The 23,850-nt window shown below is 70.9% G+C and carries 22 protein-coding genes; 7 read left to right on the forward strand and 15 right to left on the reverse strand.

The window, feature by feature from the left end; genetic code table 11:
* Positions 1 to 99: 99 nt before the first annotated feature.
* From CF165_RS00735 to CF165_RS51030, 4 genes are all read left to right on the forward strand, one after another.
* Positions 100 to 1,266: a L,D-transpeptidase gene (locus tag CF165_RS00735; protein WP_093945429.1), complete on the forward strand. Its 1,167-nt coding sequence runs from the start codon at positions 100 to 102 to the stop codon at positions 1,264 to 1,266.
* Positions 1,267 to 1,436: 170 nt separating this feature from the next.
* Complete coding sequence (locus CF165_RS00740) at positions 1,437 to 1,730, forward strand: hypothetical protein (protein WP_093945430.1); 294 nt, start codon at positions 1,437 to 1,439, stop codon at positions 1,728 to 1,730.
* Positions 1,731 to 1,734: 4 nt separating this feature from the next.
* Positions 1,735 to 2,286, forward strand: a complete 552-nt coding sequence (locus CF165_RS00745; protein WP_093945431.1) for a SigE family RNA polymerase sigma factor — start codon at positions 1,735 to 1,737, stop codon at positions 2,284 to 2,286.
* Positions 2,287 to 2,291: 5 nt separating this feature from the next.
* On the forward strand, positions 2,292 to 2,774 hold the full coding sequence (locus CF165_RS51030) for a superantigen-like protein SSL4 (protein WP_158226726.1): 483 nt from the start codon (positions 2,292 to 2,294) through the stop codon (positions 2,772 to 2,774).
* Between the two features lie 67 nt (positions 2,775 to 2,841).
* Here the strand turns inward: CF165_RS51030 and CF165_RS00755 are convergent, their stop codons facing one another.
* Positions 2,842 to 4,176, reverse strand: coding sequence for an MFS transporter (locus CF165_RS00755; protein ID WP_093945433.1), 1,335 nt, complete (start codon positions 4,174 to 4,176; stop codon positions 2,842 to 2,844).
* A gap of 237 nt (positions 4,177 to 4,413) precedes the next feature.
* On the opposite strand from CF165_RS00755, the gene CF165_RS00760 reads away from it, so the two are divergent.
* Complete coding sequence (locus CF165_RS00760; protein ID WP_167441296.1) at positions 4,414 to 4,998, forward strand: PaaI family thioesterase; 585 nt, start codon at positions 4,414 to 4,416, stop codon at positions 4,996 to 4,998.
* 56 nt (positions 4,999 to 5,054) lie between these two features.
* On the opposite strand, the gene CF165_RS00765 is transcribed toward CF165_RS00760, so the two are convergent.
* The 11 genes from CF165_RS00765 to CF165_RS00815 form a co-directional block, all read right to left on the reverse strand.
* Positions 5,055 to 7,736, reverse strand: a complete 2,682-nt coding sequence (locus CF165_RS00765; protein WP_093945435.1) for a tetratricopeptide repeat protein — start codon at positions 7,734 to 7,736, stop codon at positions 5,055 to 5,057.
* 55 nt (positions 7,737 to 7,791) lie between these two features.
* Positions 7,792 to 8,763: a glutamate ABC transporter substrate-binding protein gene (locus CF165_RS00770; protein WP_093945436.1), complete on the reverse strand. Its 972-nt coding sequence runs from the start codon at positions 8,761 to 8,763 to the stop codon at positions 7,792 to 7,794.
* Positions 8,760 to 10,178 (reverse strand): GlnX family signal transduction membrane protein, encoded by a 1,419-nt coding sequence (locus CF165_RS00775; RefSeq protein ID WP_093945437.1) that lies wholly within the window; start codon positions 10,176 to 10,178, stop codon positions 8,760 to 8,762. The genes CF165_RS00770 and CF165_RS00775 overlap by 4 nt, the downstream gene beginning before the upstream one ends.
* A 217-nt stretch (positions 10,179 to 10,395) precedes the next feature.
* On the reverse strand, positions 10,396 to 11,658 hold the full coding sequence (locus tag CF165_RS00780) for a GAF domain-containing protein (protein WP_093945438.1): 1,263 nt from the start codon (positions 11,656 to 11,658) through the stop codon (positions 10,396 to 10,398).
* 190 nt (positions 11,659 to 11,848) lie between these two features.
* Positions 11,849 to 12,826, reverse strand: a complete 978-nt coding sequence (locus CF165_RS00785) for an alpha-ketoacid dehydrogenase subunit beta (RefSeq protein ID WP_093945439.1) — start codon at positions 12,824 to 12,826, stop codon at positions 11,849 to 11,851.
* Between the two features lie 33 nt (positions 12,827 to 12,859).
* Positions 12,860 to 13,810 (reverse strand): thiamine pyrophosphate-dependent dehydrogenase E1 component subunit alpha, encoded by a 951-nt coding sequence (locus CF165_RS00790; RefSeq protein WP_093945440.1) that lies wholly within the window; start codon positions 13,808 to 13,810, stop codon positions 12,860 to 12,862.
* Positions 13,807 to 14,841 (reverse strand): ATP-NAD kinase family protein, encoded by a 1,035-nt coding sequence (locus CF165_RS00795; protein WP_093945441.1) that lies wholly within the window; start codon positions 14,839 to 14,841, stop codon positions 13,807 to 13,809. Before CF165_RS00795 ends, CF165_RS00790 begins: the two co-directional genes overlap by 4 nt.
* Positions 14,842 to 15,039: 198 nt before the next feature.
* Positions 15,040 to 15,264, reverse strand: a complete 225-nt coding sequence (locus CF165_RS00800; RefSeq protein ID WP_093945442.1) for a heavy-metal-associated domain-containing protein — start codon at positions 15,262 to 15,264, stop codon at positions 15,040 to 15,042.
* Positions 15,265 to 15,328: 64 nt separating this feature from the next.
* Positions 15,329 to 15,532 carry a cold-shock protein gene (locus CF165_RS00805; RefSeq protein ID WP_013222289.1) on the reverse strand — a complete coding sequence of 68 codons (204 nt, stop codon included), beginning with the start codon at positions 15,530 to 15,532 and terminating at the stop codon, positions 15,329 to 15,331.
* Between the two features lie 208 nt (positions 15,533 to 15,740).
* Positions 15,741 to 15,953: a hypothetical protein gene (locus tag CF165_RS00810; protein ID WP_143268408.1), complete on the reverse strand. Its 213-nt coding sequence runs from the start codon at positions 15,951 to 15,953 to the stop codon at positions 15,741 to 15,743.
* 171 nt (positions 15,954 to 16,124) lie between these two features.
* Positions 16,125 to 17,783: a thiamine pyrophosphate-dependent enzyme gene (locus CF165_RS00815; RefSeq protein ID WP_093945444.1), complete on the reverse strand. Its 1,659-nt coding sequence runs from the start codon at positions 17,781 to 17,783 to the stop codon at positions 16,125 to 16,127.
* Between the two features lie 183 nt (positions 17,784 to 17,966).
* Between CF165_RS00815 and CF165_RS00820 the strand changes: the two genes are divergently transcribed.
* Entirely contained in the window at positions 17,967 to 19,199 is a 1,233-nt protein-coding gene (locus CF165_RS00820; RefSeq protein WP_167441297.1) for a hydroxyacid-oxoacid transhydrogenase, read from the forward strand.
* The gene (locus CF165_RS00825) at positions 19,193 to 19,606 is read left to right on the forward strand and encodes an acyl-CoA thioesterase (RefSeq protein WP_093945446.1); all 414 of its coding nucleotides are present in this window, start codon (positions 19,193 to 19,195) and stop codon (positions 19,604 to 19,606) included. The genes CF165_RS00820 and CF165_RS00825 overlap by 7 nt, the downstream gene beginning before the upstream one ends.
* 232 nt (positions 19,607 to 19,838) lie before the next feature.
* On the opposite strand, the gene CF165_RS00830 is transcribed toward CF165_RS00825, so the two are convergent.
* The 3 genes from CF165_RS00830 to CF165_RS00840 form a co-directional block, all read right to left on the reverse strand.
* Positions 19,839 to 21,896 (reverse strand): ATP-binding cassette domain-containing protein, encoded by a 2,058-nt coding sequence (locus CF165_RS00830; protein ID WP_093945447.1) that lies wholly within the window; start codon positions 21,894 to 21,896, stop codon positions 19,839 to 19,841.
* Positions 21,893 to 23,560 (reverse strand): ABC transporter ATP-binding protein, encoded by a 1,668-nt coding sequence (locus CF165_RS00835; protein ID WP_093945448.1) that lies wholly within the window; start codon positions 23,558 to 23,560, stop codon positions 21,893 to 21,895. Before CF165_RS00835 ends, CF165_RS00830 begins: the two co-directional genes overlap by 4 nt.
* A 127-nt stretch (positions 23,561 to 23,687) precedes the next feature.
* A complete protein-coding gene (locus CF165_RS00840; protein WP_093945449.1) occupies positions 23,688 to 23,831 on the reverse strand; it encodes a SapB/AmfS family lanthipeptide in 144 nt (47 codons plus the stop codon).
* Between the last annotated feature and the right edge of the window lie 19 nt (positions 23,832 to 23,850).

Genomic DNA, 23,850 nt, shown 5'->3' on the forward strand with positions numbered 1-23,850 from the left:
GTCACGGGCACACGGGACGTCTCGTGAAGGGGTAGCACCAAAGGGGCAAAGGGGAATGGGTTGACGGTGAGGACTTCCACGCGGCGCCGGGGCGTCGCTATGGCATTGGGCTTGGTCGCCGCGCTCACGCTGGGGGCGTGCAGCAGTGAACCGACGGTCTCGGCGAGCGGTACCTCGGGGGGCGGCCCGACGCAGTCGCCGGCACCCACCGCGCAGCCCGCGAAACTGACCGTCACGCCCGCCGGCGGCGCCCAGGACATCGCGCCCGGCGAACCGGTCGGCGTCAAGATCTCCGACGGCACGATCATGTCCGTCACGTTGACGAACCCGGACGGCAAGCAGGTCCAGGGCCAGACGTCGGCGGACAAGAAGAGCTGGAGCGCCACCGAGCAGCTCGGCTACGGCAAGACCTACACCTGGTCCGGCCAGGTGCAGGGCGCCGACGGCAAGAACCTGCCCATCAGCGGCGCGTTCACCACGGTCAAGCCGAAGCGCCAGACGTCGGCCAGCCTGAACGTCGGGGACGGCCAGACGTACGGCATCGCGATGCCGATCGCGCTGACCTTCCCGAACCGCGTCACCGACAAGGCGTCGGTCGAGAAGGCGCTGTCGGTCGAGACCACGCCGAAGACCGAGGGGTCGTGGGCCTGGATGGAGGGCGATACTTCGGTGCACTGGCGGCCGAAGGAGTACTTCAAGCCCGGCACGCAGGTGAAGGTCAACGCCAAGATCTACGGCGTCAAGGTCGGCGACGGCGTGTACGGCAAGCAGGACCTGTCGGCCAGCTTCACGATCGGCCGCTCCCAGATCGTCAAGGGCAACACCCAGCAGCACACGATGCAGGTGATCCGCGACGGCCAGCAGATCGCCGACTACCCGGTGAGCTACGGCCTCGACTCCGACCCGGGCCGTGTCACCCACAGCGGCGTGCACGTCGTCATGGGCAAGCAGGCCACCTACGCGATGAGCAACCCGAAGTACCACTACGAGAACGTCGTGGTGCCGTGGGCGGTCCGGATCTCCAACAACGGCGAGTTCATCCACGGCCTGGCCGCGTCGATGTGGGCGCAGGGCAAGAAGAACGTCTCGCACGGCTGCCTGAACCTCTCGCCCGCGCGCGCCAAGGAGTACTACGACGGCGTGCTCCCCGGCGACCCGGTCGAGATCACCGGCAGCACGCAGACGCTGACCGCGAAGGACGGCGACTACAGCGACTGGACCTACGACTGGGCGAGCTGGCAGAAGCTGTCGGCGCTCGCCGGCTGAGACCACTGAGGGAACACCGGGCGGCCGGGAAGTCCAGCACGGGCTTCCCGGCCGTTCGTGTTTCTCCGCAAACCCGCGAAATCCGATGCAACCCCGGTGATCACCCGCCGCATGACTAAGGGCAGAGGCGCGGCGATCCCCTGCCGCGCCCGCGAGAATGAGGAGCTGTCTTGCGTATCCGCATCGCCCTGACCCTCGGCGCGCTCGTGCTCGCCGGTGGCGCCCTGACCGGTGGTATCGCGCTGGCTTCGGAGGCGCAGGCGCCGGTCCCGACGACCCAGGAGACCCGGCCGAACGAGCCGACCGTCGCCACGCCCCGCCCGACCAGCAGCCGTCCGGTCGACCAGGCTCCGCGAACGACGACGAGGCCCGCCCCCGCCAAACAAGCTCCGCGCGTCCCGCGGGCCGTCCCGGCGGGGCCGACCGGTGACCTGCACCTGCCGGCCGTGTGGGAGACCCGGTAGCCAGGTGATCTCCCGCTCCCGTCCGTCGACCGGGCCGGGCTCGCCGTGGGACGGCGAGTTCGCCCGGTACTTCGGCGAGCGCGCGCACAGCCTGCGGTCCACGGCCTTCCTGCTCTGCGGGGATTGGCACCAGGCCGAAGACCTCACGCAGGCCGCGCTGCTCAAGCTCTACCTCGCCTGGCCGAGGCTGTCGCGGCACGACGCGCTGGACGCCTACGCGCGCAAGGTCGTCCTGCGCACGTTCCTCGCTGAGCACCGGCGCAGCAGGTGGAAACGGGAGCGGCTCACCGACACCCCGCCGGAACTCCCGGCGGAACCCGCGGGCGAACAGGACGTGCTGGTCCGGCAGGCACTGGCCGTCCTGGCCCCCAAGCAGCGCGCCGTGCTGGTGCTGCGGTACTTCGAAGACCTGAGCGTCGAAGAGACCGCGCAGGCACTCGGCTGCAGCACCGGCACGGTGAAGAGCCAGGCCTCCCGCGGCCTGGCCACGCTGCGCAAACGGCTCGGCCCGCACTACGGTGCGCTGACGTTCAGCGCGGCCACGGAGAGGAGGTGACGAACATGGACTCCGAAGAAGACGTCCGCGCGTTCCTGAACGGCGCGGCCGGCGGCCCGCAGCCGCCGATGCGCCTCGACGCCGCCGACGTGATCGAGCGCGGCGGCCGGGTCCGGCGACGACGCAAGCGCTTCGCCGTCGCGGGCACTTCGACCGCGACGGCGGTCGTCCTGGCGGTGGCCGGCTTCCTGGCCGGTCACCGCGCCGGGCCGCCGGAGCCGGTGCAGCCGGCCGGACCCGGGCTGTCCACGGTCGGCACCACTTCCCCCGTTGCCCCGCCCACGTCGCTGACCGAAGTGCCGGCGACGTCGATCGCACCGCCGACGACCGAGCCGGACCACACCCAGCCACGCGTTCAGCGGACGTCGGCTCCCCAGGTGCCCTCCGCCGGCCCGCGGTCGACGTCCCGCCCGACGCCGACGAACGCCCCGCCCACCTCGGCTCCGGCCGACACCCGGCAGGAAGCGCCGAGGACGACGACGCGCTAGCGACCCCGGGCCGTGCGTGTGCCCCGCCCGGTGATCCGGACGGGGCACACGTCTTTCCGGCGTCCGCTCAGCGCTGAGCGGACGCGGAGGCCAGCTTGCCGCCGCTGTCTTCGGTGTCGATCTGCTCCATCGGCACCTGCGAGGTCTCCGGGATCCTGATGATCGGGAGGATCGCGATCAGGGCCGCCGCCATCAGGTAGTACGCCGGCCAGTCCTCGTTGCCGGTGCTCTTGATCAGCGCCGTCACGATGACGCCGCAGGTCCCGCCGAACAGCGACGTCGAGATGTTGTAGCCGATCGCGAACGAGCCGTAGCGCACCCGCGTCGGGAACATCGCCGGGAACGTCGAGCCGATCACCGCGAGCATGAGCACCAGCAGGAGCGCCACGATCAGGAAGCCGACGAAGAGCCAGAAGATGCTACCGGACTGCATCAGCTTGAGACTCGGCCAGCTCAGCACCAGGAATCCGATGGCCGCGGTGAGCAGCAGCGGTTTCCGGCCGATCCGGTCGGACAGCGCCCCGAGCGGGATGATGATCGCCATCTGGATCACTTCGACCGCGATGATGATCAACGTCGAGGTGTTGTCGTTGATCTTCAACGTGTCCGTGAAGTACGTCGGCATCGTGGTCAGCAGCAGGTAGTCCGCGACGTTCAGCAGCAGGACGATGCCGATCAGGTTGAGGATCATCCGCCAGTTGCGGACGAAGATCTCCTTCAGCGGCGCCTTCTTCGGCGCCTCGCCCGCGGCTTCCATCCGGCGGAACTCGGGGGTGTCCTCGAGCTTGTTCCGCAGGTAGAGCCCGATCAGGCCGAGCGGCAGCGCGACGAAGAACGGGATCCGCCAGCCCCAGGCGTCGACCTGGTCGGCCGACAGCGAGAGCGTCACCGACAGCACCACGAGGTTGCCGAGCACGTAGCCGGCCAGCGTGCCGAGCTCGAGGAAGCTGCCGAAGAAGCCACGGCGTTTCGTCGGGGAGTACTCGGCGATGAACGTCGCCGCTCCGCCGTACTCGCCACCGGTGGAGAAGCCCTGGATGATCCGCAGCAGCAGGATCGCGATCGGTGCAGCGATGCCCATGCTGTACGCACCGGAGTACGTCGGCAGGACGCCGACCAGGAACGTGCAGCCGGACATCAGCAGGATCGTGATGGCCAGGACCCGCTTGCGGCCGAGCTTGTCGCCGAGCGGCCCGAAGAACGCCCCGCCGAACGGCCGCACGATGAAGCCGACCGCGAGCAGCGCCAGTGACTTCAGGACCGCGTTGCCTTCACCCGGGAAGAACAGCGTGCCGATGCTGGTGGCGATCGCGCCCGAGGTGAAGACGCCGTAGTCGTACCACTCGGTGGCGTTCCCCATGGCCGAAGCCCAGACGGCGCGTTTGACGGTTCTCTCGTCCACTGACGGTTTGCCCGTCGTTGCTGCTGGTTCGCTCATGCCGGCGACGACTCCTCCCGTGCAGTGCCCATCGGGCCGTTCGAGCTCATCGGCCCAGTCTTGACCGGCTTTCGCAGGTCGGCAGCCTGAGCCGGGAATTCTCTACGGTGGGGAACTTTCCGGCTACGGAGAGAATTGGGTTGCGGACAAACCTCGCGGGCCGGGCGCGGCCCGTGGCTACCGGCGGGTTAACGTCAGCGCATGAGTCGTGTTTCTCAACCGTGGCCGCCGGTGCCGGTGGAGCCGGCCGTCCCGCACCCGAAGGCGCCGGCGCCGGGCACCGAGCTCGGGGTGCACTTCGCCGAGTGCTTCGGCTGTGGTGACGAGGCCGACGCCGGGCTGCACCTGCGCTCGACCGTCGGCGAGGGCCAGGTCGTGCACTCGCGGTTCATCGTCACCGCGGCCCACCAGGGCGCGCCCGGGCTCGCCCACGGCGGCCTGCTGGCCTGCGCGTTCGACGAGGCGCTCGGTTCGACGGTCGGCAACCTGCTGCACCGGCCGGCGGTGACCGGCAAGCTCGAGACGGACTTCCGCCGTCCGGTCCCGGTGGGTTCGACGCTGTTCATCGCGGCCCGCCTGGACGGCATCGCGGGCCGCAAGATCTACGTCAGCGCGGACGGACGGCTCGACGCCGAAGACGGCCCGATCGCGGTGAGCGCCCGCGCGCTGTTCGTGATCGTCGGCTTCGAGCACTTCAGCACCCACGGCGACCCCGAGGCGCTGGAGAAGCTGGCCGCGCAGCACGCGAAGAACAAGCGGGAACGCGACTGGGACATCAACCCCTGATCCAGGTCGTGAGTGCGTAGCAGTGTTCTAACACCGTTACGCACTCACGAGGCCGGTCACGTGAGCGTGCGGGGCCGGATGGCGTTCGCCCGGTCCACCAGCTCGACGCGCTGCTCGATCGTGGCCGCCAGCCGGGCCAGCGCCCGGTAGCACCGCTCCAGGCCGAACCGCAGCTCACGCTCCTCGAGGGCGCAGCCCAGCACTCGCGCCCCCGGCGTGGAGCCGCCCTGCTTGGCGGCGCGAAGCCACTCGTACGCGGCTTCGAGCACGTTCGCGCTGAGCCGCGTCCGGCGCTCGGCGTCCAGGCGGAGCCGCTCGAGCCGGGCCGACGCGTCGAGCAGGTCGTGCTCGGTGACCGGCGTCTCGCGGCCGTTGGCCTTGGTCGCCGTCGTCTTGATCTTGATCGCCGCGACCTGCGCGTCGATGTAGTGGGTCGACGACGGCGGCACGGTCTCCAGCACCTCGACCGCGCCGGCCCGCGCGCCCTGCGCCAGGTACACGCGGGCGAGGCCGAAGGCGGCGCTGACGTAGCTGCGGTCGGTGCGCCAGACGAGCTCGTAGAACCGCGCGGCGGCGAAGTAGTCGCCGACGCCTTCGGCGCTGACGCCCAGCGCGAGCTTCGGGGCGATCTCGCCCGGCAGGTCGTCGTACACCGCTTCGAACGCGACGTGCGCAACCCGCGAACGGCCACCCGCCAGCTCGATCAGGCCGCGGTACCAGTCGATCCGCCAGTCGTGCGGGAAGCCGTTCTTGATGGCCAGGTACTGCGCCGCCTGCAGCTGCCGCTGTGCCTCCGCCAGCTCCCCCAGCTCGATCCGGGCGCGCACGATCCGCAGCCGGACCTCGATCGACTCCCGGGGCGCGCCGGCCAGCGCTTCGATGGCGCCACGCGGCTCGAGCGCGGTCGTCGTGGCGAGCACGCCCGCGGCCGGGTCGTCGGTGTCCACCTGCGGGATCGGCAGGCCGGCGACGACTTCGTCCGCGCCGGGCAGCGGCACGCTCGCGCCGGCCTCCGGCACCACGAGCTGGACGCCGAACGTGCGGCTCTCCGGGCCGAACACGGTCGACGCGCCAGGCCGCGGCTTGCCGGTGCCGAGCGCCATGATTTCGCGCAGCACCCCGGTGAGCTGGTCGGCCATCTCCTCCGCGGAGAGGAACCGCCGGTCCGGGTCGGCGTGCGTCGCGCGCCGCAGGAACCGGTAGTAGGAGCCGAAAAGCGCGAAGAGCGGGACGGCGTCCGGACCGGGCAGGGTCGTCTTGAACTTGGTGGTGTACCCGGTGAACTCGAAGCTCAGCACGGCCAGCGTGCGCCCGACGGTGAACAGGTCCGACGCGATCGACGCGCCCTGCGTCGGCAGTTCCGGCGCGCTGTAGCCGGTGGTGAAGAACAGCGGGCTCTCGTAGTCGTCGATGCGGCGGACCGCGCCGAGGTCGATCAGCTTCAGCTGCTCGTTGGTCTGGATGACGTTGTCCGGCTTGAGGTCGCAGTAGAGCAGGCCCTGGCTGTGCAGGTAACCCAGCGCGGGCAGGATTTCCAGCCCGTACGCGATGACCTGGCCGATCGGCAGCGGCTCCGGACGGCGGCTCTCCCGGTGGTGCGCCAGCGCGAGCTGCCGCAGCGACTGGCCGCCGACGTACTCCATGACGATGTAGCCGACGGTCGTGCCGCTGTGCGCGTCCGGGTGCTGCACGAAGTTGTGGATCTTGACGATGTTCGGGTGCTCGACCTCGGCAAGGAACCGCTGTTCGTTGGCCGCGGCCGCCATCGCCGTCGCGTCACCGGTGTCGATCAGTCCTTTGAGGACGACCCAGCGGTCGCTGACGTTGTGGTCCTGCGCCAGGTAGATCCAGCCGAGACCGCCGTAGGCGAGCGCGCCGAGCACCTCGTACTGGCCGCCGACGAGCTCGTTCGGCTGAAGCTTCGGGACGAACGAGAACGGCGCGCCGCAGTTTTCGCACTTTCCTTCCGCCGCACCGGGTTCCCCGTCCTTGCCGCGGCCGACCTTCGCGCCGCAGCTGCCGCAGTACCGCTTTTCCTCCGACACCATGGGGTTCGTCAGCACCGCCGACGCGGGGTCGCGCGCGGGCACCGGCGGGACCTCGACCAGCCCGGCGCCGAGCCGTCCGCGCCGCGACCGCGACGTCCGCGACGACGTCCGCCGCGAAGTGCCGGGGAACGCGCCGGGGCCCGAGCCCGAGCCGCTGCCGGTCCCCGTGCCCGTGCCGGTTCCGGTGCGCCGTCCCTCGCTGGTGCGCTCGGGGAGGACGCTCTCGGTGCCGGGGTCCGGCAGCGGGGTTCCGGGGCCGGTCTCCGGCCGCGGTACCGGGGGCCTGATGCTCTGCGTTTCCGGAGCCGGCGCGGCGAGCACGCTCGTCGGCTGCGGCGCCTCAGGGTCCGGGCGGACGGCCTGCGTCGGCGGCGCCACCGCCTGCGTCGGCGGGACCGGCGGCGAGACGGGGTCGATGCTGCCCGGCGGGCGGGTCGGGTCTTCCGCGCCGGGGATCGGCGCACGCGCGGCGGACGGCTGCCCGCGCGGCGGCGTCGGCGGACGGCGCACGGGAGCGTGGAAGACGGTCTGTTCCCCGCCGGACGGCTCCCCGTCGTCGAGGCGGCCGGAGATCGACGGCTCCGGCGTCGCCCACCGCACCGGGGGTGGCGGCTGCCAGCTCGGCGCGGGCACCGGCTGCTGCTCGTCGTCCGGCGCGGCGTGCCGAGGACGGCGCGGCTCCTCCGACACTGCTACCTCCCAGATCCCCGACGACGTGCGGGAACCGATCCTAGTCGCGACGCGTTCACTGGTACTGCGCCTGCGGCGGCGAAGCCTGTCCCAGCGAAGGCTCGACCCACTGGCGGTAGCTCTTCTGCCACGCGCCGCTGTTGCGGATGTTCTCGAGCACAGCGTTGACGAAGCGGACCATGTCCTCGTTGTCCTTCGGCACGCCGATGCCGTAGTTCTCCTGCGTGAACTGGTCGCCGACGACCTGCAGCGTCGGGTCCTGCGCGGCCATCCCGGCGAGGATCGTGTCGTCGGTCGAAACCGCGTCGACCTGGCCCTGCTGGAGCATTACCAGGCAGTCCGACCAGTTGTCCACCGAGACCGCCACCAGCTTCGCCGGGTCGGTCGCGATCTTCGCCGCCGACGTCGACTTCTTCGCCGCGCACACCTTCTTGCCGCTCAGGTCGGCCAGCTTGGTCGCCTTCGACTCCTTCGTGACCAGCAGCCGCTGGCCCGCGACGTAGTACACCGAGGAGAACTGGACGTCCTTCTTGCGCGCGCAGGTGATGCTGTAGGTCCGGACGACGATGTCGACCTGGTGCTCCTTCAGGACGTCCGCGCGCTGCCCCGACGTGATCGCGCGGAACTGGACGCGGCCCTCGGGCGCGCCGAAGATCGAGCGGGCGATCTCGTTGACCATGTCGATGTCGAAGCCCTCGAGGTTGCCCGAGGTGGGGTTGCGGAAGCCGAACAGGTACGTCGTCTGGTCGACGCCGGCGATCAGCTTGCCGCGTTCCTTGATCTTCGCCATGGTCGAGCCGTCGGGGATCGACGTGCCGTTCGTCGGCGAGAGGCTGGCCAGCGGGTTGCAGCTGGTGTCGGAGCCGCCGCCGGCGCTCGAGTCCGGCCCGGCGACGTGCGCGGGCTGCGGCCAGGCCGCGCTGCCGACCGGAGCCGGGTCGACCGGTTTCCCGGGACTGCCGCACGACGCCGCCAGCAGCGCGACAACCGCCAGTACGCCCGCCCGGACCGTGTTGCCCCTGTTCACCGGTACTCCCTCAGTCGCTCCCGGATCCCCATGGTCACACCCGCCGCCGCGACGATCGCGAGGACGGCCAGCCCGGGCGCGAGGAACGTCAGCGCGCGGTCACCGTTGTGGGTGTCGTCGAGGAACTCCTGCCTGCCGACGTCGATCGCCGCCTGGAGGCTGTCGTCGAGCCGCCGGAACGCCGGGGCCGAGCCGTCGGTCTTGTCCTCCAGCACGGCGAAGTCCACGGCTTCCTGGTACTGGCCGGCGTCGTCCTGGGCCCGCACCTGCTTGTGCGCCTTGAGCCAGTCGTTCGCGGCCTTCGTCGCGTCGGCGACCTTCCCGGCGCCGTCGCCGCTCTGGATCAGGCCCCGGGCTTCGCCGAGCAGGCCGCCCTTGCCGTCCGGGCCGACCAGCTGGGCCGCGTTGGTGCCGAAGTCCTTCTCGTAGGCGGCGCCGTCGCCGCGGGCGACCAGCGTCAGCGTTTCGTCGGCGCGGGCCTGCAGCGCGGCAATGCGCGCGCGGACCAGCACGTCGACGCGGTGCGAGCCGTCGTCCTGGCCGCTGCCGACCAGGCTGCCCTGGAAGATCAGCGCGACCGCACCCCACAGCAGCGACACCACGACGGCGGCCGTCGCGACGACGAGCCCGACGTTGAGCAGCCGGTTGGTGCGCCGGGTCAGGTAGACCTGGGCGACGATCAGCGCGGCCAGCAGCGCCACCATCAGGATCGTGGCGAGCCACGGGAAACCGGTGGCGCTGTCCTGCTCGTCGATCAGCCGCTCGGTGTCGACGCGGTAGAGGTCCTGCGCGGCGGGCAGGATCTTCGCCCGCATCAGCTCGGACGCCTCGCGCAGGTAGGACGCGCCGACCGGGTAGCCGAGCCGGTTGTTCGCCCGGGCGGTCTCGACGAGCCCGGTGTAGACCGGCAGCTGCTGGTTCAGGGTGTCGACCGGGGCGGCCGCGTGGGCGACGTCCGAGGCGTCGGAGGCGGCCTTCGCGAGCGCGGCGCCGGCTTCGGCGACGTCACGCTCGTAGCGCTGGCGGAGTTCGGGCGGCTCGGTGCCGATGGAGAGGAACGCGCTCGCGGCGGTCGCGTCGGCGTCCGAGAGTGAGCGGTAGACCTGCTGCGAAGCGGCGGCGAGCGGCTCGCGGTGGTCGATGACGCCGCTGATCGTGTCGTCGCGGTTCTGCACCGAGAGCGTCGCGACCAGCCCGGCCACGAGGGCGAGCAGCACCAGCCCGACGGCGATCACGGTGAGCCGGCCGGGTGTGGTCGCGGCCGAGCGGACGATCGCGCGGACCCCCTGGCCCGGCAGGTCGAGCAGCCCCAGCAGGCCGCTGCGGCCCGCGGCGCGGTCGCGGCCGTCCGGTGGCGACGGTGGGGGTCCCGGCGCGGGCGCCGTCGGACCCGGGGCCGTCGCAGTGCTGGTCATCCCCGATTCCTCCCCGAAAGCCGTACCCGCAGAAGGTAGCTGAGTGGCGGCGCGCGCAGCCACCGGCACCGCCCGCTGTCATCAGCACGTGATCTCGGCGTGGGTGTTTCTGCCCACATCCGGAGATCAGGTCCGCGCTCCGGCCGGTCCGTCTTCACCTGTCCGGGTGACTCGCCGCGCACTGCGACGCACCGTCCACATCGGACTGTTCGGGGGATCAGCCGCGGATGGCCGGAGCGAGCGAGTGCGGGAGCACGGCTTCGGGGGCCGACGGGCGCCGGACCACCACCTCGACGTCGTCGGCGAAGCGGTAGGGCTTCGCGCCGAGGATGCCGCCGAAGTGGCGCCGCAGCCGGGACATCTCCGCGCGGACGGTGACCGTGCGGCCGGCGTCGCCGAACAGGTCGGCCGACAGCTCCGACGCCGACCGGCCGTCGCGCCGGCTGGCCAGGACGTACAGCATCTCGGCGTGACGCGGGCTGAGCCGGTGCGTCCAGGTGCCGGCCGCGCTGGAAACGGTCAGCTCGGGCTCGCGCGGAGACCGGACGTCAAGCACGACGCGGGTGGGCGGGGCGGCCTCGTTCCCGGTGGGCCGGATCAGCCAGCCGCCGGGCACGGGCTCGACCGCGCAGTTGCCGTACGCCGGCAGCCAGACGCGGCCGGGCGCAAGGCCGGTGGGCAGCGCGATCCGGTCGACCGGCGCGAGCCCGGCGGCCGCGGCGACCCAGCCGTGTTCGTCGGCCACCACGGCGGGACCGCCGACCTTGGCGAGCACCGGGACGGCGAAGCCCCGCAGTCTCTCCAGTTCGGTGAGGTGGGTGGTGCGCAGCTGGGACTCCGCGAGCCGCGTCACGGCGTCGACCAGCGCCAACGTCGTCGCGTGGACGGTCGAGGCCGGCCCGGAGAGGTCGACGACACCGAGCAGCCTGCCGTCCCGCGGGTCGTGCAGCGGCGCGGCCGCGCAGGTCCAGGAGTGCTGCGCCCGGACGTAGTGCTCGGCCGAGTAGACCTGCACCGGACTGCGCGCGACCAGCGCGGTGCCGATGGCGTTGGTGCCGACGGACTCTTCCTGCCAGTCGACGCCTTCGACGAACCCGAGCCCGTCGGCGCGGCGGCGGACCGCGGCGCTGCCGTCACGCCAGAGGACCGCGCCACCCGCGTCGGCGATCACCATGATGTGCGCGGCCTGCTCGGCGAGGCTGATCAGGCCACTGCGCAGCGTCGGCAGGGCCTCGGCCAGCCCGCTCGCGCGACGGCGTGCTTCCAGCTCTTCGAAGGTCAGGACAGGCGCCGCGGCCCGGCTGTCCGGGTCCATGCCGAAGCGGCGCATCCGCTGCCAGGACGCGCCGATGACGGCCCGCGGGCGGCTGGGTAGCGCTTTGCCGCTCAAGGCCGCTTCGTGCACTTGCGCGAGGACGCGGGCGTACCGCCGGGGGTCCACCCCGGCCGGCAACGCTGCCTCGAGGTCTCGCTGACCCAACCGCCGCTCCTTGCGCTTTCGACCTCCTCAGTCTGCCTTTTCGATCCGGTGATCGGAAGGTGGCGGCCGTCTCGCTGAAGGGCTCTTCGCCGGCCAGGGAGGTGCCGGCGAAGAGCCCTTCAGCGGCCTCCGGCGGTGATCGCGGTGACCACGGCCGGGGGCTTCCAGGTGGAGCACGGGGCGTGCCGGATCATCGCCGGTACTCCACGACCGCCTTCGCCGCGTTGAGCACCTTCTGCGCGTCCGGGATGTAGAGGTCCTCGAGCACGTCGGAGAACGGCACCGGCGTGTGCGGCGGCGTCACCATCTCGATCGGCGCCCGCAGCGAGCCGAACGCCTCCTTCGCGACGAGCGCCGAGATGTCCGTGGCGAGGTTGCAGCGCGGCGACGCCTCGTCGACGACGACGAGCCGTCCGGTGTTCCCGACGCTCTCCAGGATGGTTCCGGTGTCGAGCGGGCTGGTGGTGCGCGGATCGATGATCGCGGCCTCGACACCGTTGGCGGCCAGCTCCTTCGCCGCTTCTTCGGCCATCGCGACCATGCGGCCGATGGCGACGATCGTCACGTCTCCGCCGTCGCGAACGACGTTCGCTTGGCCGAACGGGATCGTGTAGCTGTCCTCCGGGACCTCGCCGCGGGTGTCGTACAACGCCTTGTGCTCGCAGAAGATCACCGGGTCGTCGTCCCGGATCGCCTGGATGAGGAGGCCTTTCGCCTCGTACGGGCTCGACGGTACGACGACCTTGAGCCCGGGGACGTGCGTGAAGACCGGATACAGGCACTGCGAATGCTGCGCCGCGGCCCGCAGCCCGGCGCCGTACATCGTGCGGATCACCACCGGCGTCCGGACGTTGCCGCCGAACATGTACCGGAACTTGGCCGCCTGGTTGAAGATCTGGTCGAAACCGACACCCATGAAGTCGATGAACATCAGTTCCGCGACCGGCCGCTGCCCGCGCGTCGCGGCGCCGATCGCCGCGCCGACGAAGGCCGACTCGGAGATCGGCGTGTCCAGCACCCGGCCGGGGAACCTGGAGAAGAGGCCTGCGGTGACATCGAGGACGCCACCCCAGGGGTGGTCCTGGCCCATGACGATGACCGATTCGTCGCGTTCCAGCTCCTGCGCGAGCGCCTCGTTGATCGCCTCGCGGTAGCTGATCGTGCGCACGACGGCTCCCCTCCGGTGCTCGGTCTTCGGTGCTCAGTACGAGACGTAGACGTCGGTTTCGAGGTCGTCCCGGGTGGGTTTCGGCGCGGCCTTCGCCTCGGAAACGGCGTCCTCGATGAGCTTCGCGACCTCGGCGTCGATGTCGTCGAGGACGTGTTCGGCCGGCTCACCGCCGTCGGCGACCCGGGCACGGAACCGTTTGAGGCAGTCGAGGTTCTCGTGGGCGGCTTCGCCGTCGCGGCCGGTCTGCTGGTCGGCGTCGAAGTGCCCGAAGTAGCGGGTGAACCTGACCTCGATCAGCGTCGGGCCGCCGCCTTCGCGGGCCCGGCCGATCGCCTCGCCGGCCGCTTCGTGCACGGCGAAGAAGTCGAATCCGTCGACGATCACACCGGGCATGCCGAACCCGGCGGCCCGGTCGGCGAGGTTGTCCGACGCGACAGACCACGCGCTCGACGTCGCTTCGGCGTAGCCGTTGTCCTCCGCGACGAAGATCGCGGGGAGGTGCCAGGCGGACGCGAGGTTCAGCGCCTCCAGCGTCGTCCCCTGGTTGCCGGCGCCGTCACCGAGGAACGCGACGCCGACACCGCCGGTGTCCTGCTGTTTCGCGGCGAGCGCGGCGCCGCAGATGAGTGGCGGGCCGCCGCCGGCGATCCCGTTCGCGCCGAGCATGCCCTTCGAGAGGTCGGCGATGTGCATCGAGCCGCCCTTGCCGTGACACGTTCCTGTCTTGCGGCCGTAGATCTCGGCCATCATGGCCTTGACGTCGACACCCTTGGCGATGCAGTGGCCATGGCCGCGGTGGGTGCCGGCGATGGTGTCACGGTCGTCGAGGTGAAGGCAGACACCGGTGGCCGAAGCCTCCTCACCGGCGTAGAGGTGCACGAAACCCGGGATTTCGCCGGTCGCGAACTCGTCGTGGACCCGCTCTTCGAAGGCCCGGATGGTGCGCATCAGGCGATACGCCTCCCGCAGGGTGTCCGTCACGTTCGACGCTCCTTCCCTTGCTCGGTTTCCGTGCGCAACAGCCCCTTCCGCGCGGCCTCCGCCATCGCCGCCCGGACGTCCACGACCCACGGCCCGTCCGGCTTGAGCTCGACGAACGCGCTTTCGCCGGTCTTCAGCTCGAGTTCGCGCTCGCCGTCGAGCGCGATGACGCCACCCGCCGCGGCCAGCTCGACGCGCACGCCGGGCCGGAGCACGCCCCAGCCTTTGACGCCGACCGGGCGGACGAGACCAGGCGCGATCGGCGCGTGCACGACATACGGCGTCTCGCCGACCGGTCCGAGCTGCAGCGCGACGCCGTCCGGGCTGGACCGCGGGCTCGGGCAGAGCTGACCGGGCACGCTCGACAGGCCGATGCCGTCCGGCTCGGCGAAGGTGCAGTACAGCTCGGTCAGCGAGGACGGGTCCCACAGCGCCCGCGCCCCGATGTGCCTGCTCAGCGACACGCAGACGTCGACGAGCGCGATCTCGCGGCGTGCCTTCGTGACGACCTCGAGCATGCTGACGCGGTGCGTGACGAGGTCGGGATCGATCTGCCCGGTGGCGATCAACCCGGCGGCCAGGCCCGCCACGGTCGCCTCCCGCATCTGCGGGAAGACGTTGTTCGTCCCGGTGGAGAGGGCGAGGATCGGCACGTCTTCGCAGGCCGAGGCCGCGACGCGGGCGGTTCCGTCGCCGCCGAGGACGACGATGACCCCGGCGCCCGCCTCGACCATCCGGCGAACCGCGTTCGTCGTGTCGGCGGCGGTGCCGGTGAGCGGATCGTCCTCGCAGAAGTCGACGTCGGGCCAGGTACCGCCCCGGCCGAGAGCGCGCAGGACCGCGGCGGAGATGCCGCCGAGGTCAGTGGAGACGAGAGCCCGGTCGAGCCCGGCCACGGCGAACGCCGCCAGCAACCGCTGGACCATGTTCGCCTTCTCCGCGGTGGGGAACACCGACGCTTGCGCGACCAGCCGGCGGATGTCCCGCCCCGACGCCGGGTTCGCGACGATCCCCGCCACCGTTTCGCCCACCTGACCTCCTTGCCCGGAGGACCAGGAGACTCCGTGGTCCGGCGCGGGCGGAAGGGTTGCAGGGCGTTGCAGTGACAGCATCGAGGCGTCGAAGATCACACCGGCGGCGTTTCAGCCAGTGGACTGTCCAACCTGGAGAATGTCGTGAAACCGACATCGGCGGAGAAGAACCAACCGGAGGTTATCCCCGGCAGAAGGCTACGACACGAGCTTTGCCGTGCCCTCGTAGGTGAAGCCCGCCTCCTCGACCGCGGCGCGGACGTCGTCTTCCGCCAGCGCGGCTGCGGCACGCACGACGACCCGGCCCGCCGGGACGTCGACGTCCACTTCGGCCACTCCGGGCAGCGCCGTGATTTCTTCGGTGACCGACTGCGCGCAGTGTCCGCAGCTCATCCCGGAGACGGTGTAGCCGTGCTCGATCATGCGGTGGAGCTTACGAAAAGGGCCGCCACCCCGAACGGGTGACGGCCCTTCCCCAAGATCAAAGTCAGATCACGGTGACCGACGTGGCCTGCGGGCCCTTCTGGCCCTGGCCGATCTCGAACTCGACGCGAGCGTTCTCCTCCAGGCTCTTGAAGCCGTTACCCTGGATCTCGCTGTAGTGAACGAAGACGTCGCCGCCACCGTTGTCGGGGGTGATGAAGCCGAACCCCTTCTCGGAGTTGAACCACTTCACAGTGCCCTGAGTCATCAAAAATCTCCATGTGTAACACCAAAAAAACAGGAAGCCACTTCGGCGACCCGGGTCAGCACCCGGACGGTTTGCTTCCTCGGTGAGGAGACACTACGCCCGCTGAGTTCTGCGAGCGTGACTCAACACGAACACAAAATCAAGACCAAGAGCAGTAAAGCACACCTAGAGCGGCACCGACAAGCGGTCTTCACCCGGGAGAGGTGAGCTATTCGCCACTCGCCGGGCGCAGCCCCTCGTTCGCGAACGGCGAACGCCAGGTCGCGTCGCGGTCCGCGGCCACCACGGCGTCGTCGTGGGCCTCGGCGCTCGCGCTGAACAGCACCGGTACGACGCCGGACTTCCGCGCTGGTTCGGATGCGTGCTGGTGATCGGTCACGTCGAAACTCCCCTCGTTCCCTGCCCGCTCGGCGCGGGTCATGACCGTGATGGTGCCGTACGGCACCGACAGAAACCGGTTGTCTCCCGCCGGGACCCGGCCGGGAAGGTTCAGCGGCGAACCACCACCGGAACACCGCCAGATTACCTGAGCCAACGCCCTGCTACCACACGACATTCCCAGCGTTTTCCGGAATGAAACCGAGCAAAACCCTTACTGGGCGGGAGGTTGCGGACGAGCCTGCCCGAGCAGGGCCGAGATCCGGACGTCCGGGGTCACAACGTCGGGGTCCGTGCGCACGTCGATGACGCACGGCCGTTGCCGGACGAGTGCGCTGGCGATGATCGGCTCGAGCTCTTCGCGATCGTCCACCGTGTACCCGGCCGCGCCCAGTCCACGCGCCCACGAAGCGAAGTCGGTCAGCGGGATGGACACCCCGGACAGCCGGCCGTAGGTGCGGGCCTGGTGCATGGCCAGCGCCCCGTGCACGCCGTTCTGGAAGACGACGACCATCACCGGCGCCCGGTACCGGACGGCCGTTTCGATCTCCTGGCCGGTCATCAGCGTCCCGGCGTCCCCGACCATGGCCACGACGGTCCGCCGCGGCTCGGCCAGCTTCGCCGCCACGGCGGCCGGCACGGCGTAGCCCATAGCGGCGTTGCTCGGGCCGAGCTGGCTGCGCGGCGCGGTGAAGCACCAGTAGCGGTGCATGAACTGCGCGAAGTTCCCGGCGTCGCTGGTCACGATGGTGTCCTCGGGCGCCAGCTTCCGCAGCGCCCGGACGACGTCGACCGGGTGCACCCGGGTGTTGCCGCTGGTGTCGGGCGGGGTCATGAAGGTGTGGACGGCCGCGTTCGCCGCCGAAGCCCGTCTGGTCCGCGGCGCCGCCACCGCCCGCAGCTCCCGCAGGAACGGCTCGACCTCGGAGTCGACGCGGAAGGTCAGCCCCCGCCGTTTCGGGCTGACCTCGATGCCAGTACCGACCATGACCAGCGTCTGCTGGGCCGTCGGGTAGCGGTAGGCCTGGGACGTCACCTCGTCGAGCTGGGTGCCGAGCGCGAGGACCAGGTCGGCGCGCTCGAGCGCGTCGAGCTGCCGGGCCGGGATGCCGAGCCCGAGGTGCCCGGCGTAACGGGCGTGGTTCTCCGGGAAGGCGTCCTGCCGCCGGAAGGCGTTGTAGACGGGCAGCGCGAGCTCGTCGGCCACCGCGATCAGCTCGTCCCGTGCGGACCGCGCCCGGCCGCCGACGATGACCACGGGGTATTTGGCCTCGTCGACCAGTTGCGCCACGGCGTCCGCCGAACGGCCCAGCGTGCCGGACGCCGGCGGCCGGACCCGCGCCATCGGCTTCGCCGCGTCGTAGGGCATGCCCCAGACATCGCAGGGCACGCCGAGCACGACCGGCCCCGGCCGTCCTTCCTGCGACGTCGTCAGCGCGTGCGCGAGCAGCCCGGGCAGGCCGTCCGGATCGGTCACCCGCAGTGTCGACTTGGCGATCGACTCGAACATGGCGGTGAGGTCCGACGTCGGCAGCTCCCCCGACGACGACGGCACCGGCGCCATCGCCGGCGTCTCCAGGATCACGACCATCGGGGTCTCGTCCTGGTACGCCGTCTGGACGCCGATCGCCAGGCTCGCCGCACTCGGCCCGCGGCTGGCGAGGAGCACTGCGGGACGCTCGGTGAGCTTGCCCTCCGCCTCCGCCATGAACGCCGCACCCGCGTCGTGGCGCGCCGAGACCAGCGTGATCTCCCGCTCGCGCTGCAAGGCGTCGAGCAGTTCCAGGAAGGACTCACCGACCACCGCGTACACGCGGCGGACACGCGCCTCGGTCAGGATCCGCACGGCCGTCTGGGCGACGGTCGCTCCCAGTTGGTATCTAATGAGGAGAGCTTAGGCGGGCACCGTTCAGTGCAGTCAAGTGATCTTCGCCGAAACCCGGCAAGGATAGGCCGAATGTCCGCTTTGACCGACTGACAGCCGATCAAGGGAGCGAGGACCGCAGACTTGACCGTGACAGAACATGAAACTGTTTTTACTTATGGCGCACCGGCCTTGAAGTACGGCACCGGCGCCAGCGACGAGATCGGCTACGACCTCACGCAGTACGGCGCGCACCGCGTGCTCGTCGTGACGGACCCGCAGGTGGCCGCGACCGGCTGGCCGCGCCGCATCGCGGACGGCATCGCCGGCTACGGCATCGAGACCGAGCTCTTCGACGGCGTACACGTAGAACCCACCGATGTCAGCATGCAGAAGGCGGTTGACTTCGCCCGCGGAACCGGCCCGTACGACGCGTTCGTCGCCGTCGGCGGCGGATCGGCCATCGACACCGCCAAGGCGGCGAACCTGCTCACCAGCAACGACGGCGAGCTGATGGACTACGTCAACGCCCCCGTCGGCGGCGGCCGCGCACCGGACCGTCCGCTGAAGCCGCTGGTCGCGGTCCCCACCACCACTGGCACCGGTTCCGAGAGCACCACGGTCTGCGTCCTGGACGTGCTCTCCCTGCGCGTCAAGAGCGGGATCAGCCACCTGCGGCTGCGCCCGACCCTGGCCGTCGTCGACCCGCGGCTCACCGTCAGCCAGCCGGCCGGCGTGACAGCGGCCAGTGGCATGGACATCCTGTGCCACGCCGCGGAGAGCTACACCGCCAAGCCGTACACCGAGTTCGAGCGCAAGCGCCCGGAGCAGCGCGTGCCGTACTGCGGCTCGAACCCGCTGGCCGACATGTTCGCCGAGCAGTCACTGCGGTTGCTGTCGTGGGCGCTCCCCGCCGCCGTGCGCGACGGTTCCGACCTCAAGGCGCGGGAAGCCATGGCCCTGGCCGCGACGTTCGCCGGCCTCGGGTTCGGCAACGCCGGCGTGCACATCCCGCACGCGAACGCGTACCCGATCGCCGGGCAGGTCAGGGATTTCCACCCGGACGGCTACCCGGGCGAAGAACCCATGGTGCCGCACGGCATGGCCGTCTCGCTGACGGCGCCCGCCGCGTTCCGCTTCACCTTCGCCGCGGCACCGGACCGCCACCTTCGTGTCGCGCGCCTGCTGGCACCCGACTTCGAGTGGCCCGGCGACTTCGCCGACCACCTGCCCGCGGCGCTGATCGACCTGATGCGGCAGATCGGCATCCCGGACGGCATCGGCGCCGTCGGCTACACGGAGTCCGATGTGGACTCCTTGGTGGAGGGAACCCTCAAGCAGCAACGCCTGCTGGCCACGGCGCCGCGCGAGGCGTCCGCCGAAGACCTTTCGGGCATCCTGCGCGATTCGGTGTCGCTGTGGTGAACGGTTACCCGCACTGGCAGACGGTTCCGTTGCGCTGGAAGGACAACGACGTCTACGGGCACGTCAACAACGTCGTGCACTACTCGCTGATGGACACCGTGATCAACACGTGGCTGATCGAGCAGGGTGGCCTCGACATCGAAGCCGGGTCGGTGATCGGGCTGTGCGTCGAATCGCACTGCGGGTACCACTCATCGGTTTCCTTTCCTGGTTCGCTTCGGGTCGGGTTGCGGGTGGCGCACCTCGGGAAGTCCAGCGTCCGCTACGAAATCGGGATGTACGCCGCCGACGAGTCCCTGGTCGCCGAAGGGCACTTCGTGCACGTCTTCGTGGACCGCGAGTCCCGCCGGCCGACACCGGTTTCCGGCAAGCTGCGTGAGGCACTGGAAGCACTGCGGCCCGGCTGACACGCACCGCCGCCGGGTCACCTCCTTTCTGACGGTGCAGCTTCCGGGCTGTGTTCTTCCCGCGCTTCCGATGATGCCGCACGGCACCGACAGAACCGGCCGATCGGTTCGAGTTGTCCACAGGCTCGCCGAAGATCGGCGAGTTATCCACAGATTTTCGAACGGGTCTTCCCCGCCCCCTCGACGGCGATAAGCTGGCAGCACATGAAACCAGTCCACACTGGACGAGCGGTCAGCTCACCCGAGCGGCTCGCGACACGGATGGCGACCTAGGCGTCGATCCGGTCGCACCGGAATCCGGAGGAGCGGACGGCCCGGGCACGGTACCGGACCCGCCGGCGGCAGGCGCCCCAGTGGCGGTCACCGAACCCGTCCCCGCAGGTGGACTCATTGTGGTTGTGAACCCGTCTCCGGCAGGCGCCCCGCAGACGGCAGCACCACGAACCTCGGCAGAAATCGCGGGGCCATCGCCGGAAGGCGCCCCGGCAATGGCCCCGCGACTGCCGGTAAGCGACCGGCCCCTGGTGCTGGGGGCCGGTTCGCTGCCCACACCCGCCGTCGTCGTGGCATCGACAGCTGGTTTACCAGCCGCCGGTGTCGCCCAGGCCCGCATGAGTTCCGCGTACCGCGCCGAGCCGGCCAGGAGGTCGGCGTGGCTGCCCAACGCGGTCTCGCGGCCGTCCATGACGAGCACACGATCCGCGCGCAAGGCCGAAGACAACCGGTGCGCGATCACCACAAGGACACCACCCCGCGCGGCGAAGGCCCGCTCCGCACGGGCTTCCGACACCGGGTCGAGATGGGAGGTCGCTTCATCGAGAACCACCAATCGCGCCGAACCGGCGTACACCCTGGCCAACGCGAGCAGCTGCGCTTCGCCCGCGGAGATGCCTTCGCCGCCGTGACCAACCTCGGCGTCGAGGCCGCCCAAGCGCTTCAGCAACGCGCCCGCGCCCACCGCGTCCACGGCGGCCGACAGTGCATCGTCCGAAGCGGAAGGAGCGAACAGGCTCACGTTGTCCCGTACCGTTCCCGCGAAGATGTACGCCTCTTGCGGGATCAGCGCCACGAGCTCGTGCCGGAGCGCCGCGGGCACGTCCCGGACCGGGACACCGCCCAGTAGCACCCGGCCCTCCTGTGGCGCGAGCATCCCGGTGAGCAAACCGGCCAATGTCGACTTGCCGATGCCACTCGGCCCCACGACGGCGAGGTGCTCACCGGGCCGCAGCGCCAGGTCCAGCTCGCGAACCACGGGTTCGGCCGACGCGCCCCAGCCGAACGTCAGCCCGTGCACCCGCACGTCGGTGCCGCGCGGGGTCGCCGTTCCGTCGGCGACGTCGGGCAGCTCGGCCGTTTCCGCCAGCCGGCGGAGCGCGACCAGCAGACGCAGAACGACGGTGCCGGCCGTGGCTGCCAGGCCGCGCAGGGCCGGTTGCATCGTCGTGGCCAGGTAGACCAGCGCGCCAAGGGCCGCCCCCGCAGTCAGCTCGCCGCGGCCCACCAGGGCTGGGGCCAACGCCAGTGCGAGGAGCAACGGGGCGAACCCGCCGAGCGAGACGACCAGCGCGCGGAGGGCACTCGAGCGCGCCACGCGGATCGCGGCATTCGCCTGGGCGTCGACTGACGTGTCCATCGCCAGTGCGGCGATCGGCTCGGCACCGCACGCCACGACGTCGCGCATCCCGGCCAGAGAAGCACCGGCAGTCACGGCCGTCTGCTCGTCGGCCAGCGCCAGCGCGCGCTGACGACGCGCCAACGAGGGCAGGAGGCAGGCAAAGGCGACCAGCGCGGAGATCACCGGCACGGCGACCGGCACCACGAGAGCGTCGGCGATGGTCAAGAGCCCGGCGAGCGCGGAGGCTGTCGTCACCAGCATGCCGCGGGCCTGGACCAGCAAGCCCGCGGTCGCGTCGCGGACCACCTCGACGTGCTGGGTGATCCGGGCGACGCCGCTGGAGTCCGGCTGGTTGCGAGGCGGGGACTCGTTGTTCAGCACGCCACGGACGACCGCCGTCACGAGAGCGTCGCGCAAAGGTTCGACGACCTTGCCGAGCTGGTGCCACACCAGCCGGGCACCGAACGCGCCGAGCACGGCGGCCAAGCCGAACAACGCCAGCCAGCCGAGCCCGGCCGCAGGGTCGCCGACCGCGAAACCTCGGTCCACGGACAGCTCCACCAGCCGCCCGGAGAAGAAAGCTGGTACGCCTTCGAGTAGCGAACACAGAAGCAGCACGACACCGCCACGCCATTGCCCGGCGAGCGCGGACCAGTACAAGCGGCGCAGGCTCACTCGTCGTCCTCCGTGAAAACACCCCGGTAACCCGGCTCTTGCCAGAGGGCGGTGTGCGGGGCGACCGCGCGGATCCGGCCGTCGTCGAGCCAGACCACCAGGTCCGCACGGGCCGCTGTGCTCACCCGGTGGGTCACGACGACGCGCGTGCGACCCGGCATGGCGCCGGCCAAGGCGCGTTCGACCGCAGCCTCGGTGACCGTGTCCAGGCTGGCCGTGGCGTCGTCGAAGATCAGGACGCGCGGGTTGCGCACGATTGCCCGCGCTAGCCCGAGCCGCTGGGCCTCCCCGCCCGAAAGCGGTGTCTCGGTCAACGGAGTGCGGTAACCCTCGGGCAGCCGGACGACGACTTCGTCGACCTGAGCGGTCCGGCACGCGATGCGGACGGCGGATTCACCGGCCCACGAGCCGTAGCCGACCGCTTCGGTGACCGTCGCGCCGAGCAGGGCGGGGCGTTCGAAGGCGTAGCCGAAGATCGCGCGTACTTCCTCGGGACGGATCTGGTCGAGCGGACGGCCGTCGAGGAGAACCTGGCCTTCGTCGGGCGTGATCAGGCCACCGAGTACGCCCGCCAGCGCTGACTTCCCGGCGCCGGACCGGCCGACGACTGCCACGAAGGTGCCGCCGTCGATGCGCAGGTCGATCTCCGCCAGCGCTCCGGTGATGCCGACGTGGCGGAGCTCCACCGTGCCGTCGCCGGGCAGGAGCGGGAGCTTGCCGGGCTTGGGTTCGGGCCCGTCGAGCACCTCGGCGAGCCGTTCTGCGCAGCCGCGCGCCCGGGACAGCATGGTCAGCAGCGGAATCTGGGTGACCAGGCCGAGGCCGAGCGCGACGTAGCCGAGGGTGGCGACGACATCGCCGACGCTCAGCCGGCCCTCGAGGACGCCGAAGCCGGCCGCGGCCAGCACGGACAGCTCGACCGCCGGCGTCAGCAGGCCGGCGCGCCAGACCATGCGGGCCTGGGTGCGCCACAAGCCGTGGCCGGCGAGCGTCAGTTTCGGCAGCGGGCGCAGGACGCGCTCAGCTTCGCGTTCGGCCGTACCGGACGCGGCGATCGTGCGGAGGCCGGCGACCGCGTCGACCATCCTGGCCGCGATTTCGCCGGAAACCCGCTGGTAGGTGAGGACGTCGTCGGCGGTGCGGCGGAGATGGCTGCGGGCGAGCAGCAAGGCGAACGGGATGCTGCCCAGGAAGACCAGCGCCAGCCGCCAGTCCAGCAGTGCGAGCAGGGCGATGGCCCCGGACGAGATCACCAGCGTCGAACCGCACTGGACGATGATCGTGACGATGCCGCCGGCGCCCGTGCAGTCGCCGGTGAGGCGGCTGATCGCGTCGCCCTCGGCGAAACGTGTGCGAGTGCCCAGCGTCAGGAGCTTGCCGAAGACGGTGCGGCGCAACCAGGCGGACGCCGTCGCGGTCACGCGGGTGGTCAGGATCCCGCCCACGACGTCGGCGGCGATCTCCGCGCCGCCGACGAGCAGCAGCCAGGAGACTTCACGTCCGCTCGGACGGCTCGCGACCACGGCGTCCACCGCGTCCGCGAGCGCGCCGGGAAGGAGCAGGCCGGCCGCGGTGGCGACCAGCGCGGCCGCCAGGACGGCGACCAGCCGGAGGCGATCGAGGCCGGCCACCCTGACCAGCAGCCGATCGGCGGGCCCGCGCATCTCACTCCTTCGGAAGAGGTACCGCCGAGGCGGTGCCGGAGCCACAATGAAGGTGCGGGAGCGGCGCACTTGGCCTGTGCCGCTCCCGCACCGTTCACCTCGGACTACGTGCCGACGATCCAGGAGGTCAGAAGCAGGTCAACAGGCTGAGGGTGCTGTGGGCGCAGGCGGCGAGCAGGCTCAGGTTCGACGTGCCGCAGCCACCACCGCCGTGGCCGCCGTCGAGCACCTCGGGGGTCTCCATCGCCTGCAGCTCGAGAACGAGTTCCATCGGTGTCCCTTCCTTCGAT

Source organism: Amycolatopsis vastitatis, from assembly GCF_002234595.1.
Lineage (GTDB): Bacteria > Actinomycetota > Actinomycetes > Mycobacteriales > Pseudonocardiaceae > Amycolatopsis > Amycolatopsis vastitatis.